A 21,090-nucleotide genomic window follows, 5' to 3' on the forward strand; every position below is an offset into this window, starting at 1 on the left:
TGTGCGCCATAATTTGGACGAACCTACTGTTAAAGGTGTCAGAATGTTAATTAGTAAGCCAAAGAGCCAAGAAAAAGATCAAGAAAAGAGTCAAGAGATGTCAGAACTAGAATACAAAAGATATATGTGTGTGGTATGTGGTTGGATTTACGACGAAGCTGAAGGTTGGCCAGAAGATGGTATCCATCCAGGAACCAAGTGGGAAGATGTTCCTGATGACTTTGAGTGCCCTGATTGTGGCGTCGGTAAAGAAGACTTTGAGATGATGGAGATCTAACATTATCCATTTTAATAAGCCGATCTTCGAGGAAGTTAGCGTTGATGGCTTAGCGTTTATCGTTAAACGCGATGATTTAATTCATCCGCTGTTTTCAGGCAATAAAGCGTATAAACTTTATTGGCTTGTCAAGTATATCAAGCGAAATCCACACATCAACAAAATCGTATCCCTTGGTGGTGCGCAATCTAACTATATGTTGGCATTAGCGCAATTTTGCGCTTTGCATCAATTACCATTTGATTATTGGTTAAAACCATTACCTAAGCCACTGAAAAATATGTCATTTGGTAACTACAAAGAGGCATTATCACTTGGAATGGAGGCTTGTGTTGCTGATCAAGCATTAACTTTAGACAATGTGAAAAATCGCTATAAGAAAGGTGTAGATATATTATTTTTAGCGCAAGGTGGCGCGGATAGGCGTGCTGAAGAAGGTCTTAAACTATGCGCCCAAGACATTAATGACTGTCTTAAATCACGCAATATAGCTCAGGCAAGCATTGTCATTGCTTCAGGTACGGGGGTAAGTGCTTTATATTTGCAGCAACATATCGACAAAGCGTATCAAGTTTATACCGTGCCTTGTGTTGGCGATAAGGAATATTTATACGAGCAAATGAATGCCCTGTCTCAAGGAGTATTGCGTCTACCAAAAGTATTGTCAGCTTTAAAGAAGTATCACTTTGGGGTTTGTTATCCTGAGCACTTGGCAATGTACTATAAACTGAAAGAGCAAACGGGTATTGAGTTTGATTTATTGTATGATCCACTAACATGGCAGGTGATGCTTGCGTATTATCATAAATTACCGCAACCAATTATTTATCTACATTGCGGGGGTGTCAGTGGTAATGCAAGTATGCTTAAGCGTTATCATCGTTTGACTGCGAATTTGTGATGTAGAACTAAGCAATTCTTGTTAGTGGCTTATGGCAAATATCGCACATTAGATTAGCTTATTTCGTTTTTTGCTAAATTAAGCTTAAAAAACACTATTTTTTTCGATAACTTACTTGCGCAAAAAGCAACTGTGGGCTAGCTTTCTAATTACAAAAAGCTCAAAGCGCTTATTGTGCCCCCCAACCAAAATAATTAAAAAGAGGAGAATAACAATGGACATTAAACAAATTAAAAAAATGAGAAAGCAAAAAGGTTTCTCGTTAATTGAATTACTGATTGTGATTGCGATTATTGCGATTCTAACCGCGATTGCGATTCCGATGTATACTAGTTACACAACTCGCGCAAAAACAGCTGAAGCCTATTCATTTATTGGTTCAGACAAAACGTATGTGGCTGAGCAGATTAACGCTAAAGGAATTACGAGCGGTACTATTTCAGGATTAGCGACAACCGGTGGAACCAAGACAGGTAAATATGGTGCGGTAGCATCAAATGCAGCAGGCGTGATCACCTATACATTTGGTGCATCTGCAGGTGATTTAAGTGGTAATACAGTATTCTTTACCCCATCAGTCGGAAGTGCTGGTGTAACTTGGGCATGCTCTTCAACAGGGACTTACGACTCAGATCCTTGTGATGGTATCTAACTTTAAATAGCCGTTTGATATAAAAACGGCAGCGCAAATAATAAAACAATCAAAATAAAACAAAGTGCCATCAATACTAGATGGCATTTTTTTTGCGTGTTGTTTTTACTCTCTTGAGAAGCTTTTATAAGTTGTGGCATAAACGATAGTAGAAGCCCCATGGCAAAGACTAAGCTAAATTGACTTAATTGTAGTTTGAAGAGGTTACTGACCAATGCATGTGTCACCCCTGCCAACACACTGGCAAAGACAACAAAATATAAAGCCGATTGCTTATAATCTTGCATATATTCACAAGCGCGACGAAAAGCGCGTAAACCAACGAGTAAAAAGCAGGCAAGTGCGATAATTCCCCATTGGCAAGCAATGGTCAGAATAATATTATGCGGATAGTCTTTGAGATAATATAAGGCATTTAACTCACCAACACCCAAGAGTGGATGGTGTGCGGCTAACGCCAATGATTTTGCCCATAAATCCCAGCGATCTTGATTGGCAAAGATATTGCGTGTGAGAACGGTTTCACCGCCAACGATGCTTTGAATCATATAAAACAGTAGGGTGCCAATAATGAGTGCCAAGACTTGCCAACCAAGAAAACGTATCAGTATTTTATGATTTAAAACGCCAAGAATAATCGTAATAACAATATACTCAAGAATTAAAGCGCGTGAGCTATGCGCGATAACGACAAACCAAAGGGATGCCATGGCAATGAGACTTAATATTTTAAATGCACGGCTATAATTGTGATTTAATAACGGCAAACATAAAAGCGGCAAAAACCAACTGGCAAAATGATCAAAAAATCGCGGATTAGCAAAGTTAAATTGACGCAAGAAAAACTCAGGAAAGTTAAACTGTGCGATTTTTGGTGGGAAATAAAAGTGTGCGAGTAACACATTGAGTATGAGCACAAATAAGTAGCTAATAGCACAAATAATAACAACGCCAATAAGCCAGCGAATATGATCTGGGAAGCGACTAAAATAATGTGCTAAGAATAGCACACTAAGTAGCAATGTGATATCAATCGATATGCCTTTAAAGGCAGTGGCAGGATGAAATGCCAAACTTGCTGAGATAATACCGATACAGAAGAACAATACAATCAAACTTTTAATCCAAGTTGAAAGTGTATGAAATGTCGCTAAAATGCTATTTCGTGCATCACGACTGGCGGTAAATAAAATTAAAATCACAATCCAGCAAAAAAGTGCCGTAATCCCACGCCAAACATAGAGCATGACGGTGTTTTCCATTGAGATTTTCATCATGCCAATCGGATTCCAAAAGACCATAATCAGTCCGATAAGCATCACGCCATAGATAAAGTGCTCAGTGTGATTAGATGAAAGAAGCTTTTTGTTTAGCATATTGCGATTTCCTGTCGTATGTTCCTACTTGTTGTTACTTATCTTAATTGTGTAAGCGTTGGCTGAGCGTAAGTCGAAGCCTTTTATGTTTCTAAATGTACCCTTCGACTTACGCTCAGGGTACGGTTATTTTAGTTATGTTTTTTATTTTTGGGTTTAAACAAAGCAAATCCAAACCAACTAATGCTTGCCAAAATAATCCCAAGGATCAAGCCGATAATGACACATCCTGTTATCAGTGGCATAAAAATACTATGGATATGCGTAATCATCTGATGCCAAGCAAAGTTATCCTCATGAAAAAGTGGCGTTTTATTTAGCATAAAGCAACCAAATAAATACGCGCCATACATCATCGGTAACATGGTGATCGGGTTACTAATCCACACCAGAGCAACAGCAATGATCAAGTTAGCACGTAGAAAAAGTGCCAAAATGGCTGCAGGCACCATTTGAAATGGCATTGGCATCATACACATAAAGCCACCAATAACACAGGCTTTGCTAACACTGCTTTTATCAAATTGCCATAAGAAATTATGATGCATGTGTTTGTGTAAAAAGCGCAACCATTTATGTTCTTTTAATTCCTCTTTACTAGGCAGCCATTTGCGCTTCACGATTTATTTCCATTATTCATAAACTTTGGAAATCATAGCAAAAAGTGATTATAAAAGCTGTTGGACACTGGCAAAAAAATAAAAAATCTCTCCGTCATGCCAAGATGTCTTTAGTGCAAAAAATCTTGCTTAAAATGACTTTTTTGTGTATTTTGTTTTGGTTTTTTGAAGTGGATCATGCAAGGTTATGATCGTGTTGTGGGTCTATGTGTTAAACATATTAACGTAATGTAGAGAAAAATGATTATTACTCAAAATGTTTTCTTGATTGGGCCAGTAGGTGCTGGCAAGAGTACAATAGGTCGTCAACTAGCAAATGAGCTTAAGCTTGACTTTGTTGACTCTGATCGTGAGATTGAACAACGTTGCGGCGTTGATATTGATTGGATTTTTGATATTGAAGGCGAAGAAGGCTTTAGAAAAAGAGAGCAAGAGGTGCTCGGTGATTTAGCGACTCGTCAGGGTATTGTTTTGGCTACTGGAGGGGGTGCGATTATTCTGCCTGAGAACAGAACGCTTCTGTCATCACGTGGCAAAGTGGTTTATTTGCAAGCCTCAATTGAGCAGCAATTAGAGCGTACAGCCAAAGATAAAAAGCGTCCATTATTACAAGTTGATGATAAAGAAGCGCAATTGAAAAAATTAATGGCAGAGCGTGAGCCATTATATCGAGAGATTGCCGATATTACCATTGAGACAAGTGAAACGACGGTACGCAATGTAGTGCAAAAAATCACAAATCTATTAATGGAAGAGGCGGTTTGATCACCGAAGTTGTCGTTGCTCCGAAGGGCAAGCCAAGCTACCCTGTCATGATTTCGTCTGATATTGACTTTACGAAACTTATTTCCTATATCAAAAACAAAGAAGTGTTGGTTGTCACCAATACCACAATTGCTGATTTGTATTTAGCAGTGTTAGATAAAGCCATTAAAGATGAATGTTTTAAATATGGTCACTGTGTTTTAATAGATGGTGAGGCATATAAGAATAGTGATTCTTTAAACACGATCTATCAACATTTGCTTGAGCGTAATTATACGCGTAACTGTGTGCTTATTGCATTAGGTGGTGGCGTTATCGGTGATATTACAGGTTTTGCTGCTGCAACTTATCAGCGCGGTACCAACGTTATTCAGATTCCAACGACTTTATTATCACAAGTAGATTCTTCGGTTGGCGGTAAAACAGCAATTAATCACCCGTTGGGTAAGAATATGATTGGCGCTTTTTTCCAACCGCAATTGGTGCTGACCTCAACGCAATTTCTAGAGAGTTTAGCTAAACGTGAATTTGCTGCAGGTATAGCAGAGGTTATTAAATATGGTTGTATTATTGATGCGGATTTCTTTGCGTGGCTTGAGCAAAATACGCGCTTGTTAACAGCACATGATCCGGATGCATTAATCTATGCGATTGCCAAGAGTTGCGAGCTTAAAGCGCATGTGGTCAGTCTTGATGAAGAAGAAAGAACTGGTGTACGCGCACTTTTAAATCTTGGGCATACTTTTGGGCATGCCATTGAGTGTTGCCAGAATTATCAAGGGTTGAAACATGGTGAAGCGGTTGGCATTGGCATGGTAATGGCTGCAGAATTATCACAATCCTTGGGGTTTGTTGATGAGTTGACTGTTAAAAGAATACGTTCGTTACTCCAAAACTTTTCATTGCCGATAGGGCTGCCAAGAGGCTTGAGTAAGACACAGTTTATCGCAGCGATGTTACGTGATAAGAAAAATACCACAGCAGGCATCACACTTATTCTATTAGATGCTATTGGTCAGGCAAAAGTGGATAAGTCCGTCTCAGAAAGTGATTTATCAGAGTTTTTATCAAGATATTTTGATTGAGTTTGATGAGGTTCATCATAAATTATGATAAAAGCCTTAAATAGTGTTTGACATCAGATGACCTTTAGCTAGAATAGCACCTGTTCTTGCGATGTAAGAAGTTCAATTTATCATTCACACGAGTTTGTGTGCCAGAGTGGCGAAATTGGTAGACGCAGTGGATTCAAAATCCACCGGTGGCAACACTGTGCCGGTTCGAGTCCGGCCTCTGGTACCAAAGTTTTTCAAAATGCTTGTTCTTTTTGACCATAAGTCTCTTTTACGGAATAATACCTTGGCAGATGGTTAATTGAGGATGAAACAATGACAACACAATGGGATGTTAAGCGTTATACAACACAACATAATTTTGTTACAAACTATGGTTATGAAGTAGTTGAATTACTGGCTCCTCAACAAAATGAAGTCATATTAGACTTAGGCTGTGGCAATGGTGAGTTAAGCCATGAAATCTCCAAAAGAAGTCATAAGGTCTATGGTATTGATTTTGCGCAGTCAATGGTTGAGCAGGCAAATAAAGATTATCCACATATTAAGTTTGCCGAGTATAATGCTGAATTGACTTTTCCTTTTGCTAAGGAAAGCTTTGATGCCGTATTTTCTAATGCTGCCCTTCATTGGATGCACAATGCCGATGCGGTGATTAAAAATATCAAAGAAGTACTAAAGCCAGATGGACGCTTTGTTTTTGAGATGGGTGGTAAAGGCAATGTTAATAACGTGCTGACGGCAATTGAAACAGCAGCTAAATCTTATGGTGTAACAAAGTTCAGTGCCTTTAATTTTTATCCATCAATTGCTGAATATGCGGCATTACTTGAAAATAATGGCTTTCGTGTGACATTTGCTGTTCATTTTGATCGTCCGACCTTATTGCAAACGGATGAGGGCTTACGCAATTGGGTGAAGATGTTTCGCAATGATGTCTTAAGTCAGATTCCCAAAGATAGTCATGAAGACTATTTGAGCAATGTTGAGTCGTTGGCGCAGGGGACACAATATCAAGATGGTCAGTGGTATGCTGATTATGTGCGTTTACGCATGGTTGCAGTTAAAGTTAACTAGTTAAACTCTCAAAAACACCGTAAAAACTACTGCTGCAGCGAGTTAAATCCAGTAAACTGTTTGATGAGTAAAATATTTGGATTTTGATAGTGGGCTGTTATGGTAAAAGCAGAGATTTTAATGAATATAGCAGCACACGAAAAGCGGGTTGCCGTGATCGAAAATGGTGTGTTGCAGGAAGTACATTTTGAGCGTGAAAATCAGCGCGGTATTGTTGGTAATATTTATAAAGGGAAAATCACGCGTGTTTTACCTGGAATGCAGGCTGCATTTGTTGATATAGGACTTGAGCGATCTGGATTTTTGCATGTTTCTGATGTCATGCCTATTGCCTCAGATGAAAGTGTTGGGATTGACCTAAATAGCAAAGAAGCTGATGTGCGCCATTGGTTGAGAGAAGGGCAAAGCATCTTGGTACAAGTGCTTAAGGATCCATTAGGTAGTAAGGGTGCGCGCTTAAGTGCGCATTTGTCATTAGCATCGCGCTATTTAGTGCATATGCCAGATTTGGACCATATTGGTATCTCTTTACGTATCGAGTCTGAAGAAGAGCGTGATCGGTTACAGCAAGTAATGAAAGAAGCGATTGGCTCGGATTATCCACGCGGATTTATCATTCGCACGGTGGCTGAAGGTTTGTCCTCTGAAGAGCTTAGAAAAGATATTAATTTCTTGCAAAACTTATGGCAAGATGTCGTCGATTCAGCCAGTACCGTGACAAAACCGGGTGTCGTTTATCAAGACCTCAGTCTGGTTATGCGTGCGTTAAGAGACTTTGCTAATGATAAGGTTGAGCGAATTCGCATTGATAATATTGATATGTATAGTGAGTTATGTCGCTTTAGTGACAAATTTGTGCCTGGCGTGCGTGAGAAATTGGAATTATACAGCTCAAACACGCCAATCTTTGATATGTATGGTGTTGAAGAAGAGTTATCACGTGCGCTTGAGCGTAAAGTGCCATTAAAATCTGGTGGACATATTGTCATTGATCAAACGGAAGCCATGACAACCATTGATGTTAATACCGGCGGTTATGTCGGTATGGTCAATCTTGAAGAGACAATTTTTAAAACGAATTTAGAGGCAGTACGCGTTTTAGCAAGACAGCTAAGGCTAAGAAATCTGGGTGGTATCATTATTGTCGATTTTATTGATATGTCAGATGAGGAACATAAAACACAAGTTTTAGAAGCACTTGAAAAAGCGTTAGAGCTTGATTATGCGCGCACGACATTTTCACCGTTATCAGAGCTGGGCTTGGTTGAAATGACGCGTAAGCGTACGCAGGAAAGCTTGGCACAGTTTTTGTGTGAACCTTGCCCGATGTGTCGAGGAAAAGGGCGTATTAAATCAGTGCAAAGCATTTGTTATGAGATTTTTCGTGAGATTAATCGTGAGGCAAATGCTTATCAAAGCAATGGTTTTTTGATCGTTGCTGCAAACTCGGTGATTGATGCTTTACAAAATGATGAATCATTTGGTTTAGGTGAGTTAGAAATTATTATTGGTAAACCCATTAAACTTCAGCCAGAATTAAGCTATGCTCAAGAAATGTATGATATTGTACTAATGTGATTATAGATGTAATGAGCAGCAATTTATGAAAAGAAGAATATTTATATTATGGTTAAGTTCAGTATTTGCTACTTTTCTTATTGTTGCTTGTGTTGTTGGTTATGGTGTTTTAAGGCTTCTGCCTGCTTATCAAAGCTCGATTGAAGATGTGTTATCAAAGGTGACTGGCTCAAGTGTTTCTCTAAAAGTAGAGTATGCTGGTTGGCATGGCATCAATCCTGTGATTGAAGTCAGAGATGTCAAAGTTAAAGATAAAGGGTTTTCTCTTAATATTCCTAGAATGACGGTGCATATTAATGCATGGCAATCACTGGTGAGTTGGCGGTTTGTCACTAAAGAAGTCACTGTGGCAGCACCCAAACTTGTCTTTTATTCCAGTGACAAAGGGTTCGATTATCGCATGTTACAATCCATATCAGTGGCGGAGATTGATGAAATTGGTGGCCGTTGGTCGAGTATCTTGGATTATCTATTGCAACAAAATGATCTCGAGTTGCAGAATATGCAGGTTGATATTCTTAAGAATGATAAATCGTTAGCCGAGCTTATTGTTAATGCGAATTATCAGCAGAGAACTCTGGCAAAAGGTGTTTTACGTTTAACATTACAACCACAAAAGAAAGCTAATATGCAGCCTCAGCTTGGACAAATTGATATCGTTTCGGTTGTTGAGGAAAAAGAGCATAAATACCATTTTGATAGTACCTTAAATGACAAGCATAATGTCTTAGCAACTTTGATTGATGGCGTGACACAACAAGTGAAAATATCACATTTAACTGATCATCAATTGACATTGTCTGTGGTCAGCTCAACCAAAGGGTTAGACTCAGTTATGATTATGGGTGAGTTATCCAAAGCCGAGTTTAAAACCAGTCAGTTAGATGAATCAGTGTTTAGGAATATCGTATTTAATCTGCGATTATTCCGTTATCAAAATCGTTTTGTATTGGGTGCTAACCCCTTGTCCTTTGTAACGAATCATAAGCGATATACTCTCAGATCTGCACTTTTTTCATTAGATCAGCACCGCTTAGTGATGAATATTCCACGGCTAGACTTGGCAGATTTTTCGTCATTAGTGCAGATGGAAACGAGTGATTGGCGTAAAAATATTGCGCTCTCTGGTGTGCTAAGCGATGTGCGTTTTAGTTTTGATTTGCAGGATTTTAGTTTAAGTGGTATGCAATTAAAAGCGCACTTTAGTGATCTTGGTATTGCTAATAGCGATCATAATATTGACTTTAAAGGCTTAAGTGGTAACGTTTGGTGGCGTGAAAATCACGTGAAACTCACGCTTGACTCCTCGGATTTTAATATGGCGGAGAATCATATATTTAGTCGAGATTGGCCAGAGCTTGCCGTTAAAGGAAATATAGATATCATCAAAGAGCCTTCAAAAATCCGCTTTGTGGTTGATGATCTGGCATTAACGAATGCGAATATTCATTTTGTGAGTAAAGGTACGGTTGATCTGCCATTAGCTAACCCTAAAAACTTTAGCCTTGATCTTAAGGGTGAGTTAAGTGGCAAAAATCTAACAACTGAATATCAAGCCTTTTTACCACAGAAAGGGATCCCTAAGCCGTTGTATGATTGGTTAATGCAGTGTTTGTATGGCGCTAAAAAACTAGATGCAAGCTTTGCAATAAATGGCATTGCACGCAAAATTCCATATCCCAAAAATGATGGTATATTTAAAATAGATGCAACGATTGAAGAGGGTAGTTTATCGCCTTATTTTGGTTTAGGTGTCGCACACCAAGTGATGGGGACTTTACACTTTGATAATGAGCTATTTACTGCCAAGGTTAATGGGGGGCTTTTAGCCGGTATTCCGATCAAAGATGTTGATTTGAAGATTGATAATATTGCACCTGGTGTGCCAGCAACTTTTAATATTAATGCTGATGTTGCAACCAATAGCCAGCATGTATATACGTATTTAGCGCAAACGAAATATGGAAACTTGGCGCAACAAGTTAATCAATATGCGCGCTATCAAGGTGACATTAATGCCAAGCTTAATATTGATATTGCTTTGGGTGATCACACAAAAAAGGATCGTTTTGCAGGTAAAGTATTACTTAAACATGGTATGGTTGATATCAAGAAACCATTGTCTAAACAACTTTATGATGTAAATGCCGAAGTATTTTTCAATAATGAGACGTTCACAATTCAAAATCTGCTAGGGTTTTGGGGTGTTAATACACCATTTAATGCCAAGGGTATGGTTGATTTCTCAGATCTTAAACACCCGAGCATTAATCTTCAAGGGGGAGCGTCTATTGCATTTTTGCCTAGGTTTAGTGCTGAGCGATTAGATTATGATAGATATCATTTGATGCAAGGTGTATTGCCATTTGACTTTGCCATTAAAGGCAATATCAATGAAGGTATTTTGCAAGTGAGTTCTAATTTACTGGGTTGGCAAAATAGCTTAGGTGAACCACTAACGAAAAAAAGTTTTGAATATACTCCGTTGTTATTAAAAAGTACATGGCAAAAGCATCAATCAGAAAACAAGGCAGTCTCATGGCATGTCAGTAGTAAATTGGATATCAAACATCAGGATAAACTAAGCGCAAGTCTTAATGTCAGTGACAAAGGTGTTGTCTCAGATGTTGACTTATATGGGAAGCTATCAACCATGAGTAGCCAGTTAATAGTCAATGCAATGCAAAGCATCAGTAGTGCTAATATTTTAAATGTAGAGAATAAAGCGCAATGGCAACAGGTTTTGCACTTAGATGTGCCTATGATCGATAAAAACTTTAGTCAAACAGGATGTTTTGTGATTGCCAATTATAATGACTGTGTTTATCGACAGCTTAATCAGTTACTGCGCCCAAAAGTGATGCTCAGTATTGATCGGTTAAACCTTTTTGGTAGTAATTATCGTAGTGTCACTTTGCAAACCAATAGCGTGCATAACTATACCAACTATATTGCGCGTGGAGAGTCTCAAAAATCATTGATCATAAGCGTACCTGATGCGTTAAGTGAGCCGATTGAAGTCAGTGCAGATAATCTGTTTTTTGCCTTACCACAGGATAGGGACAAACTTGAAAATGACAATGAACATAGCAAAAATAATAAAAATGACTTTATGACGATGTTTAACACGCTATTAACCTCAGATGTGTTGCGCAAAACACCCGATATGAATGTGAAGCTAAACAATCTGCAAGTGGGTGGTTATTCGATTCCAAATTTTCTAATGGCAACAACGGTTAGAGGAGGAGTGTTATCTATTCCGGTATTATCCGCTTATGATCCAAATGCCAAGCTATTAGCGACAGCGAAGCTCTCCTCATACGATAGTTATGTGCATGCCAATGTCTTTTCATTAAATTGGGGTGATATGCTGCATAATTTTGGCTATGATGATTTCTTAAAAGGAGGGTCTGGCAATGTACAAGTACAATTAAGCTGGTCAGGTCTCATGCCAAACGTATCAACTATTTCAGGTAAAGCGACGGCTGATTTACTCAATGGCGTCATATTGTCGGTTGACTCAGGAATTGCTAAATATATTGGTTTATTAAGTCTGGATTCATATTTCAAACGTTTATTTATGCCTTATGATGATTTTGAACATCGCGGTATGACTTTTAATAGTGTGGTTGGTGCTTATACACTAGATAATGGCTTGGCAAAAAGTAACCCATCAGTGATTATTGATACCCCTAGCTTTGCTTTGGTGGTGACAGGTGATGTTGATATAACCAATAAACAACTCAATCAGCGTATTAAATATCAGCCGCATTTCTCAGGAACAACGGCGGCAGTTGCCGGCGCTATTGGCGGGCCAGTTGTTGCTTTTGCTACTTATTTAGGTACAAAACTTTTAGGAAATACCGTCTTTAAAAATATTGGCTTAGTAAGTTTTGATGTGACAGGTAGTTGGGATAAACCAAGCCTTAAGCAAGTTCAATAATCACCCCATAAAGCCTGTAATATAGCAATAACTGCCAAGGGTGCAGTTTCTGTGCGCAGTATTCTTTTACCAAGTCGTATGCTGTGACAGCCTTTATTTAAGGCAAGCTTCTCTTCATCATTACTAAAACCACCCTCAGGACCAATATAAATAGCAAAACGTTTGGCATTTGATTGCTGTTGATGGAGATGGGTAATGGTTTCATTGCTGTAAGGGGATAGGAACAATTTAATATCCGCATCGATAGTTAGTGCATTAGATAAAGCTTGAGGCATATTAACTGTAGGCACAAATACACGAGCGGATTGCTCACTGGCACTTATGGCAATCTTCTGCCAATGATCGAGTTTATGCGCTATCCGATCTTGATTGAGCTTATAATCAACGCGTTCGCTCAGCATTGGTGTGAGTTCATTGACGCCAAGTTCAGTGGCTTTTTGAATGACAGTTTCTAACTTATCTCCCTTAGACAATGCCTGAAAAAGATGGATATGGATTGGCGATTCATTATGCTTTTCAGTTTTAGATAATATCTGAAGTGTCACTTTTTTAGGGTCTGCATGACTGATTTCAGTAAGGTATTCATTGCCATCAATATTATTAAATAAAGTAACTTGATGACCCTGTTTATGTCTTAATACACGAATAAGATAATGACTTGTTTCAGCAGAAAGGGTGATCGTTGCGGATTGTGCAGAAACCTCAGGATAAAATACACGAGAAACTCTCATATAATAACTCGCTTATGTTTAGGCGGAAAAATGAATCGCAATAATAGCAATACCGGCAATAAATGAGATAAGCCACAATAGCGAAAACTGACTGATTTTATAATGAAAAACATGCCCTGATTTATTGAGCTTATAAGCGATAACAGCAGGCATCATGAGGAGCAAAACAGCAATACACACACCAACATAGCCAATGGCACTAATAAACAGATTAGGGTCAAGCAAATTAACTAATAGTGGAATAATAAAGGTGAGAATAATTGCGATAAGGATCTTAAATTGAGCAGGTAGGCGGTTTAAGCGATAACTATCAACATTAAAGTGATAAAGTGCCAAGCTGACACCTAAGTATGATGTCATCACTGAGATATCGGTAAAGACGTTCATGCTGATATTGGCAGTTGTTGTTGTGATTTTTTCTTTTAGTGCATGCAGAATATTACCAACATTAGCCTGATCAACACTCGTGTGATCAAAAATAGAACTCATGAAACTGATTGGTCCATGCAAAGGTAATACACCAAGTACTGCGATGAGCCATAAGAAATAAAGTATTAGCGGGATTATGCTGCCGATAAAGATCACGCGAAATAATGCTTTAGCATCTTGATTAAGATACTCACTTAAGGTTGGTACAATAATATGTGATGTAAAAGAAGTGATAATAACTGGAATGGCAATTAATAATGTAGGCGCTAAATCAACGGGTGATACTGCAAGATTGCTAAAGTCAACGAAGTTCAAGAAAATCAAACAAACGAGCACCAGAAATACAAGCTTCGCTGAGAGGAGCATGCGATTGATAACATCAACTGCAGAAGTCCCAACAACGACGATTGCACCAAAAACAACGACAAATATTAACGACCAAGCACTTGAGGAAATGCTAGGTAGTAATGAATTAAAAGCAGAAGCAGCACCTGAGATGTAAGCGACACTAATGCAGTACATTAAAAGTAGAAATGAAATCCAAGTGATGATAACACCTGGTAGACCTAATGTGCGCTTAGCAATAGAGGCGAAGCTTGCACCCTTTGGCATTGATAGTGAGATGTCAGCAATTAACAGTGCGGTATAGGTCATAATGCACCAGGCAACAAGCATCACTATGCTACTGATAAAAAAGCCAAGCTTGGCGGTGATTATAGGGAGTGCTAAAATGCCAGCGCCGATCTCAGTGCCGGTGACAATCATCATACAGCCAAGCTGCTTTGCAAATGCATTATTTGCCATGTAAGAATTTCCAGAAATTGATATTTTTGCTTATTGGAATGCTACAGTACCTGATTTTCCTGCTGCATAAAAGCGAAAATATTAGGTAATTTATTTTTGAAATTTATCAAATGTAGATAGTCTTTAGAATAACTTACCACCTTTGCCGCCAGGAGGCATCATGCCTTGCATATTTTTCATTTGCTTCATCTGGCGCATGGTTCCCATCATTTTACCCATGCCGCCTTTACCACTGATTTTCTTCATCATCTTTTGCATTTGTGTAAACTGTTTTAATAGGCGATTAATATCTTGCACTTGTGTGCCAGAGCCTTTAGCAATACGCAGTTTACGTGATGATTTGATGAATTCAGGTTTATGGCGCTCAAAAGGGGTCATTGAATTAATAATGGCCTCCATTTGTACAAACATCTTATCATTGACTTTATCCTGAAGATTAGCCGACATGTTACCCATGCCTGGTAGTTTATCCAGCATTGAGCCAACACCACCCATTTTCTTCATTTGTTGCAACTGACTTTTGAAATCTTCTAAGGTGAATGATTTACCTTTTTTAAGTTTGGTTGTAAGTGCTTTAGCTTCCTTTTGATCGACTTTATGCTCAACTTCTTCGATTAAAGAAAGCACGTCACCCATACCTAAAATACGTGAAGCGATACGATCAGGATGAAAAGGCTCTAAGGCATCGGCTTTTTCACCCATCCCGATAAATTTAATCGGTTTGCCGGTGATTTCACGAATAGAAAGGGCGGCTCCTCCTCGGGCATCACCATCGGCTTTAGTCAGCACAACACCGGTTAATGGCAAAGCATCATTAAATGCCTTGGCTGTATTTGCCGCATCTTGACCGGTCATGCTATCAACGACAAAGAGCGTCTCGGTTGGCTTCATCGCATGATGTAATGCTTTAACCTCATCCATCATTTGGCTGTCAATATGCAGACGCCCAGCGGTATCGAGTATTAAAACATCGCATACTTGTTGCTTGGCAAGTTGCAATGCACGCTCGGCAATATCAATCGGCTTTTCATCAGCTGATGATGGGCAAAAGCTAATATCTAAAGACTCGGCTAAGGTTTGTAGCTGTTTGATCGCTGCTGGTCGGTAAACATCAGCACTAACGACCATGACTTTTTTGTTTTGACGTTCTTTTAAAAATTTTGCAAGTTTCGCAGTGGTCGTTGTTTTACCGGAGCCTTGTAAACCTGCCATTAAGATAACAACAGGTGGTTGAGCACCTAAGTTAAGTGTCTCATTTTTTTCACCTAATGTGCGTTCCAGCTCTTTCTGAACCATTGCAATAAAGGTCTGACCAGGTGTGAGACTTGTACGAATCTTTTCACCCAAAGCTTCTTCTTGAATGCGACTGATAAACTCTTTAACGACTGGTAGGGCGACATCAGCCTCAAGTAACGCCATACGCACATCGCGTAAGGCACTTTTAATGTTGTCTTCGGTTAAGCGACCTTGACCTTTGAGTTTGTCAAGTGAACCGCCTAAGCGTTCGGATAAACTTTTAAACATATGTTTTACCTGTTTATTGTGCTTTACGCATCTTTTTGTAATTCATGTTGATCAATGAGCCTCATGGCAGCAATATTGCCAAAATTGGCTGCCTTATTAAGCCAGATAAATGCTTGATGCAGGTCGGTTTTTGTATAATACGGTTGATCTTTGCCAATATATGATCGACCTAATAAGTACATCGCCTCAGTATTACCTAGTTTAGCGGAGTCAATAAGATAAGTGTGCGCTTTTTCAGGTTGATTTTTAGAATTGTAAATCAGTGCTAAAGCACGATAGGCATTGGCGCGATAATCGCGAGGTTGTGCTAGGTTCCTCTTATCAAGGAACTTATCAAAATACTTGATCGCTGTATCATAATTAGGTTTAACGGCAATCCCGTAGGTGTAATAAGTCCCTAGAAAGTAGGGAGAAGTTGGGCAACCGTTATTATAGAGCTTGGTAAATGCTGGCACAGATTGGCTATATTCACCATGCTTAAACAATGCATATGCGTCATTGTATTCTTTAGAGATACAAGCATTTGCCGTTTGGATGCTCAAACTTGCCAATAAAATACTGCCAACAAAAAGTAGGTTACGTTTATAGTGAGTCATAATCCATCCTTATATTTTAAAATGGTCACCCTCTTGAAAAGGTGGTGACGGTTTTACTTAGACTTTAGTGATATAGCCTTGAGAGCTAACATCAACGGCAGGGGAGTATTCCATGTGTGCAGGTTTACGTGTTGATTTGCGTGCGCGTGGTTTTTTTTCCTGCTTGCTGTTGTCGCCAGTATCGCTTGTAGCCGCTGCTTCAACTTCGTTATCATCAGCAGTGCTATCATCACTTTGCAGTGTGGTCTCACCGATAATGATTCCAATATCTTCAGCATCAGCTATCGACTCTTCGGCTTCTTTAGCTTGTTTGGCAAGCTCTTTTTGCTTAAGCTTTTCTTCCTTGGCAATCTCAGCAGTTAATGCTTGCGTGTCAATTACTTCAAAGTTTAAGTATTTCACTTTGCGGGTTTGTGAAGCATGTGTTTCAACCTGAACAGCTTGATCACTGGTAAGTGTCGTAACCTCAGCTAAAACTTCTTTCACCATCACTGAAATCTTTTCTTCTGGTGTGGTTGAAATTGTCTTCATGATCGCTTTTTCTTTTGCCGCTTTTTGTGCTTCAGGTGAATCCTTCTTCAATGCAGCAATATCAACCATCTCTTCGCTTTGATGAACTTGTAGGCGTTGGTTGTTGCGATTATTGCTACGGTTGCCTTTATTACCTCTGTCGCGATCATTTCTATCATTTCTATCATTACGGTTGTTACGGTCATTACGATCATTTTTATTGCCGCGATCATTGCGATTGTCGCTATTCTGACGTGCGTCAGTAGATTTGTTGTGATGATCATTGCGTTCATCACTTTTTTGCTGATGACGTGGCTTATTCTCATTTTGATTTCTATTGTTGTTGCGACTATCACGACGGTTGCTATCACGGTCATTATTGCGCCCGTCACGAGATTGAGATTTGCCACGATGATCACTACGCTCATTGTTTTTATTATCAGGTCTATTGTGTTGGCCTTTCTTTGGTTGCGTAGATTTGTGCGATTGCTTTTGATCGCGTGTATTACGCTCACTACTATCTTCTTTATCGCTGAAGAAAAAAGCGCTTAGCTTTGCCCAGAAACCTTTTGTTTCAGCCTTGCTATGCTTAGCTTCTTTATGGGTTTCTTTAGTAGCTTGAGGCTTGTTTTCAGATTTTTTGTTGTCATTATTGCCAGATGTCTGATTATAATCAGCAGATTTTAACGCTGGCTGCTTTGATTTATCTTTTTTTGGTGTTTTATAAAGCTCAACATCTTTCTTATCTTCAATCAAATCGTAGCTTGGACGACTTGCCGTATAAGCATCACCCCAGATACGTTGTACGCTAAAATGAGGGGATTGTAAGTTAGCATTAGGAATTAAAGTGACCTTAGTGCTTGTGCCTTCCTCAATCTGCGCCAATTCATCGCGCTTCTCATTGAGTAAGAATGTTGCAACATCGATTGGTAGTTGCACGCGTAATTCATTGGTTTTATCACGCACTGCCTCAGCATGAACATTGCGTAAAATGGATAATGCTAATGATGGGATCGAGCGAATAAAACCGTGTCCTGCGCAACGTGGGCATGAGTGCATGACTGACTCACCAAGAGATGCTTGTAAACGCTGACGTGAGATTTCCACTAAGCCAAACTTAGAGATGCGAGTCATCTGGATGCGTGCGCGATCATGGAATAAAGCGTCGACAAGCTTTTGCTCAACGGTTTTTTGATTGGGGAAAAATGCCATATCAATAAAGTCAACAACGATTAAACCACCAAGATCACGTAAACGTAATTGTCGTGCGATTTCCTCAGCTGCTTCCAAATTTGTCGCAAAAGCCGTCTCTTCGATGTTGTCACCTTTGGTTGAGCGCGCCGAGTTAATGTCAATCGCAGTCAACGCTTCCGTAGTATCAATCACAATTGAGCCACCTGATGGCAATTGCACTTCACGTTTAAAAGCGCTTTCAATTTGCTTTTCAATTTGGAAAGCGTTAAATAATGGCAAATCTTTTTTATAAAGTTGTAAACGCTCAACAAAGCCAGGGCGTAGCATGCTTAATTGGCGCTTAAGGTCTTCGTAAGACTCTTGATCATCGATAATAATTTCTTTGATATCTTCCTTTAAATGATCACGAATAGCGCGAATGGTAATGTCACTTTCTTTATGGATTAAAAAAGGCGCTTTACGCTGATATGAAACACGTTTAATCGCATCCCAAAGTGTTGTTAAAGTGTCAAGATCTGCTTGGATTTCATCAGCTGAACGATCAACACCTGCCGTACGGATAATAACGCCCATATTGGCAGGGATTGTTAGGGAGTCAAAAAGTGCTTTAAGTTTTTGACGCTCATCACCTTCGATGCGGCGAGAAATGCCTCCTGCACTTGGGTTGTTTGGCATCAGTACCATATAGCAGCCGGCAAGTGTGATGAATGTTGTTAAGGCGGCACCTTTGGATCCACGCTCTTCTTTGGCAATTTGCACAATCAATTCTTGACCGACATCAAGCAATTCGTTTAGCGGTGAGTCTTGGTCTTTGGCAGTTTTCTTGAAGTATTCAGGTGAGATTTCTTTAAATGGCAAAAAACCATTCTTATCTTCACCATAATTAACGAAAACAGCATTCAAACTTGGTTCAATGCGTGAAATTTTTGCTTTGTAGATATTGGCTTTTTTCTGTTCTCTGTCAACATTCTCGATGTCTAAATCCATCAATTGAACGTTGTCGACGATTGCAATACGCGTTTCTTCTGCTTGACGCGCATTGATTAACATTTTTTTCATGTGTTGTTATCCTTTTAAATTCAGGTTGTTTAAAAGGTACAAAGGATGAAGCTAAGTGTGTAGATGATCTGTTTGCATGAAATAAAGCGCATGCCTGACTAGTTAAAGCCCAATAAAAGCACGCTGTTATTGTTATTATTGTTATAAAAACAATCATCTTTTTTGTGATTCCTATAGTTTTCTCATCTTGCGTTTGCGCCTATATGACCAAAAACGCAAATATTCTGCTATGGTCACTTATGTTCTTTACCATAAGTGTTTACACAAATTTAAGGACACTTAAACCTTGTCCTAATACCTTTGTGTGATTTAACGTTTAATGTGTGCAACCCTTGTGAGTAGACTCTCCAAGATCGCTTGCAGCTGCCTTAGATAGCTGCAGTTATTAATCATCTAAATCTGTTTTGCATATTTTATGCTTTCTCTTAAAAGCACATAGCATAGACTCAAAAGCCAATATACTATGTGTGGTTGGATTTTAAAGCGTCATGTAGATGAATGAGTCATTGGCTAATTGCGTTAACGCAATTGACTTCTCGCAGTCGATGTACAATCGTCAAAATCCATATCAAATTGTTGTTTGTTATTGCGCCATAAAACTATCGAGCAAAAACAGCGGTATTTTAGCAAAAGGTCACTATGAATGAAAGTTAAATTGTTGAATGCTTGTAATAATCTTAAAGAGTTTCTATGCTAACGCCTAGGATATAGAAAAATTAAATCATTTTAAGGATGAGGATGAATAAAGTTCATTACCCAAAGGATGTATTGCGATCAACTGTCTATGGCGGTATTGTTGGGGTTTTAGTGGGGAGTGTTGGTGCACTTTTTCAGTTGTGTATCCATTGGATATTGGCAGGGCAGCAAGCTGCATTTATGGCATTACAAGATAATCTGTTCTTACTCTGCCTATTTAGCATGTTCTTCTCCAGTATGTTTTTGATTTTATCCTTAGTTATTGTCAGACATATGGTGCCTGAGGCGTCAGGTAGTGGAGTGCAGGAGATTGAAGGCGCGCTTGACGGTGTGCGAGAGCTTCGATGGTGGCGTGTGTTGCCAGCTAAATTTATTGGTGGGGTGATGTCTTTATCAAGTGGACTTGTCTTAGGAAGGGAAGGTCCAACTATCCAAATGGGTGGTGCGATTGGTCAGTTGATTAAAAGCATTTTTAGATTGAATAATGATTATGCGCATGTACTTATTGCCGCCGGAGCTGGCGCCGGTCTTGCAACAGCATTTAATGCGCCTTTAGCGGGGATTTTATTTGTGATTGAAGAAATGCGTCGGCAATTCAAATACAGCTTTCAATCATTGCAAACAGTGATTGTTGCCTGTGTTGTTGCAGATATCTTGCTCGAAGCATTGCTGCAAACAGGGGGGTATAATATTCGTCAGATGATGGATATCGATATGACTGCATATAATGCGCCACCTTTGTCAAGTTTATGGCTTTTTGTTATGTTTGGTGCGATTTTTGGTGCATTGGGCGTACTATTTAATAAGTATCTGGTGTGTTCACTGAATTTCTTTGCTAAGCGCTCAGGGTTTCATTTTTGGAAATGGATCATTGTCATTGGCGCGGCAACGGGATTACTCATTGTTTTTTTCCCGCATGTAGTTGGCGGTGGGTATAAAGTCATGCCTGATGCATTGCATGGTGAGATTGCCTTATCAGTGCTAATTGCTTTATTTGTTTTACGTTTTGTCACGACCTTGGTTAGCTATGGCACCGGTGTTCCTGGTGGGATATTTGCCCCCATGCTAGCATTGGGAACCGTTTTTGGCATGTTCTTTGGTATTGTCGCACATACGCTTTTTCCAGATCTTATAACCAACCCACAAGTTTTTGCTGTCGCAGGCATGAGTGCACTTTTTACCGCGACGGTTAGCGCTCCATTGACAGGAATTGCACGGCTGTCCCATCTACAAACCTTGAGCCAAAATAGTGCTTAAAGTCTGATTTCCCCAGGCTGCTTTCTTA

The 21,090-nt window shown here is 39.3% G+C and carries 16 protein-coding genes and 1 tRNA gene; 10 read left to right on the top strand and 7 right to left on the bottom strand.

The features are described from left to right. The first annotated feature begins 97 nt into the window (after positions 1 to 97). From ACTS4L_RS04915 to ACTS4L_RS04925, 3 genes are all read left to right on the top strand, one after another. Positions 98 to 277: a rubredoxin gene (locus ACTS4L_RS04915; RefSeq protein ID WP_119327587.1), complete on the top strand. Its 180-nt coding sequence runs from the start codon at positions 98 to 100 to the stop codon at positions 275 to 277. 196 nt (positions 278 to 473) lie between these two features. Further along, positions 474 to 1,178 carry a 1-aminocyclopropane-1-carboxylate deaminase gene (locus ACTS4L_RS04920; protein WP_440615795.1) on the top strand — a complete coding sequence of 235 codons (705 nt, stop codon included), beginning with the start codon at positions 474 to 476 and terminating at the stop codon, positions 1,176 to 1,178. A gap of 214 nt (positions 1,179 to 1,392) precedes the next feature. Further along, complete coding sequence (locus tag ACTS4L_RS04925; protein WP_440615794.1) at positions 1,393 to 1,830, top strand: pilin; 438 nt, start codon at positions 1,393 to 1,395, stop codon at positions 1,828 to 1,830. Between the two features lie 2 nt (positions 1,831 to 1,832). On the opposite strand, the gene ACTS4L_RS04930 is transcribed toward ACTS4L_RS04925, so the two are convergent. Further along, complete coding sequence (locus ACTS4L_RS04930) at positions 1,833 to 3,206, bottom strand: O-antigen ligase family protein (RefSeq protein WP_440615793.1); 1,374 nt, start codon at positions 3,204 to 3,206, stop codon at positions 1,833 to 1,835. Between the two features lie 131 nt (positions 3,207 to 3,337). Beyond that, the gene (locus ACTS4L_RS04935; RefSeq protein ID WP_440615792.1) at positions 3,338 to 3,826 is read right to left on the bottom strand and encodes a DUF2062 domain-containing protein; all 489 of its coding nucleotides are present in this window, start codon (positions 3,824 to 3,826) and stop codon (positions 3,338 to 3,340) included. A gap of 240 nt (positions 3,827 to 4,066) precedes the next feature. On the opposite strand from ACTS4L_RS04935, the gene aroK reads away from it, so the two are divergent. The 6 genes from aroK (at position 4,067) to ACTS4L_RS04965 (ending at position 12,262) form a co-directional block, all read left to right on the top strand. Further along, on the top strand, positions 4,067 to 4,591 hold the full coding sequence (gene aroK / locus ACTS4L_RS04940; protein ID WP_440615791.1) for a shikimate kinase AroK: 525 nt from the start codon (positions 4,067 to 4,069) through the stop codon (positions 4,589 to 4,591). Beyond that, positions 4,588 to 5,676 (top strand): 3-dehydroquinate synthase, encoded by a 1,089-nt coding sequence (gene aroB / locus ACTS4L_RS04945; RefSeq protein ID WP_440615790.1) that lies wholly within the window; start codon positions 4,588 to 4,590, stop codon positions 5,674 to 5,676. Before aroK ends, aroB begins: the two co-directional genes overlap by 4 nt. Before the next feature lie 130 nt (positions 5,677 to 5,806). Continuing rightward, positions 5,807 to 5,893: transfer RNA gene (locus ACTS4L_RS04950), tRNA-Leu, on the top strand. An 86-nt stretch (positions 5,894 to 5,979) separates the two neighbouring features. Then, a complete protein-coding gene (locus ACTS4L_RS04955) occupies positions 5,980 to 6,741 on the top strand; it encodes a class I SAM-dependent methyltransferase (RefSeq protein ID WP_440615788.1) in 762 nt (253 codons plus the stop codon). Positions 6,742 to 6,840: 99 nt separating this feature from the next. Further along, positions 6,841 to 8,319, top strand: a complete 1,479-nt coding sequence (gene rng, locus ACTS4L_RS04960) for a ribonuclease G (protein ID WP_440615786.1) — start codon at positions 6,841 to 6,843, stop codon at positions 8,317 to 8,319. A 25-nt stretch (positions 8,320 to 8,344) separates the two neighbouring features. Beyond that, positions 8,345 to 12,262: a YhdP family phospholipid transporter gene (locus tag ACTS4L_RS04965; RefSeq protein WP_440615785.1), complete on the top strand. Its 3,918-nt coding sequence runs from the start codon at positions 8,345 to 8,347 to the stop codon at positions 12,260 to 12,262. Here the strand turns inward: ACTS4L_RS04965 and ACTS4L_RS04970 are convergent. The 5 genes from ACTS4L_RS04970 to ACTS4L_RS04990 all read right to left on the bottom strand — a co-directional run bounded on the left by ACTS4L_RS04970 (position 12,256) and on the right by ACTS4L_RS04990 (position 19,109). Further along, positions 12,256 to 12,993 (bottom strand): 16S rRNA (uracil(1498)-N(3))-methyltransferase, encoded by a 738-nt coding sequence (locus tag ACTS4L_RS04970; protein ID WP_440615783.1) that lies wholly within the window; start codon positions 12,991 to 12,993, stop codon positions 12,256 to 12,258. The genes ACTS4L_RS04965 and ACTS4L_RS04970 overlap by 7 nt on opposite strands. 18 nt (positions 12,994 to 13,011) lie before the next feature. Further along, positions 13,012 to 14,226 (bottom strand): amino acid permease, encoded by a 1,215-nt coding sequence (locus ACTS4L_RS04975; RefSeq protein WP_440615782.1) that lies wholly within the window; start codon positions 14,224 to 14,226, stop codon positions 13,012 to 13,014. 123 nt (positions 14,227 to 14,349) lie between these two features. After that, complete coding sequence (gene ffh / locus ACTS4L_RS04980; protein WP_440615781.1) at positions 14,350 to 15,750, bottom strand: signal recognition particle protein; 1,401 nt, start codon at positions 15,748 to 15,750, stop codon at positions 14,350 to 14,352. A 23-nt stretch (positions 15,751 to 15,773) separates the two neighbouring features. After that, positions 15,774 to 16,346, bottom strand: coding sequence for a tetratricopeptide repeat protein (locus ACTS4L_RS04985; RefSeq protein WP_440615780.1), 573 nt, complete (start codon positions 16,344 to 16,346; stop codon positions 15,774 to 15,776). A gap of 57 nt (positions 16,347 to 16,403) precedes the next feature. Further along, positions 16,404 to 19,109 (bottom strand): Rne/Rng family ribonuclease, encoded by a 2,706-nt coding sequence (locus tag ACTS4L_RS04990; RefSeq protein WP_440615778.1) that lies wholly within the window; start codon positions 19,107 to 19,109, stop codon positions 16,404 to 16,406. Positions 19,110 to 19,847: 738 nt separating this feature from the next. Between ACTS4L_RS04990 and clcA the strand changes: the two genes are divergently transcribed. Next, complete coding sequence (gene clcA / locus ACTS4L_RS04995; protein ID WP_440651757.1) at positions 19,848 to 21,062, top strand: H(+)/Cl(-) exchange transporter ClcA; 1,215 nt, start codon at positions 19,848 to 19,850, stop codon at positions 21,060 to 21,062. Positions 21,063 to 21,090: the final 28 nt, after the last annotated feature.

The organism is Cysteiniphilum sp. 19S12-1, from assembly GCF_052030685.1.
Lineage (GTDB): Bacteria > Pseudomonadota > Gammaproteobacteria > Francisellales > Francisellaceae > Caedibacter.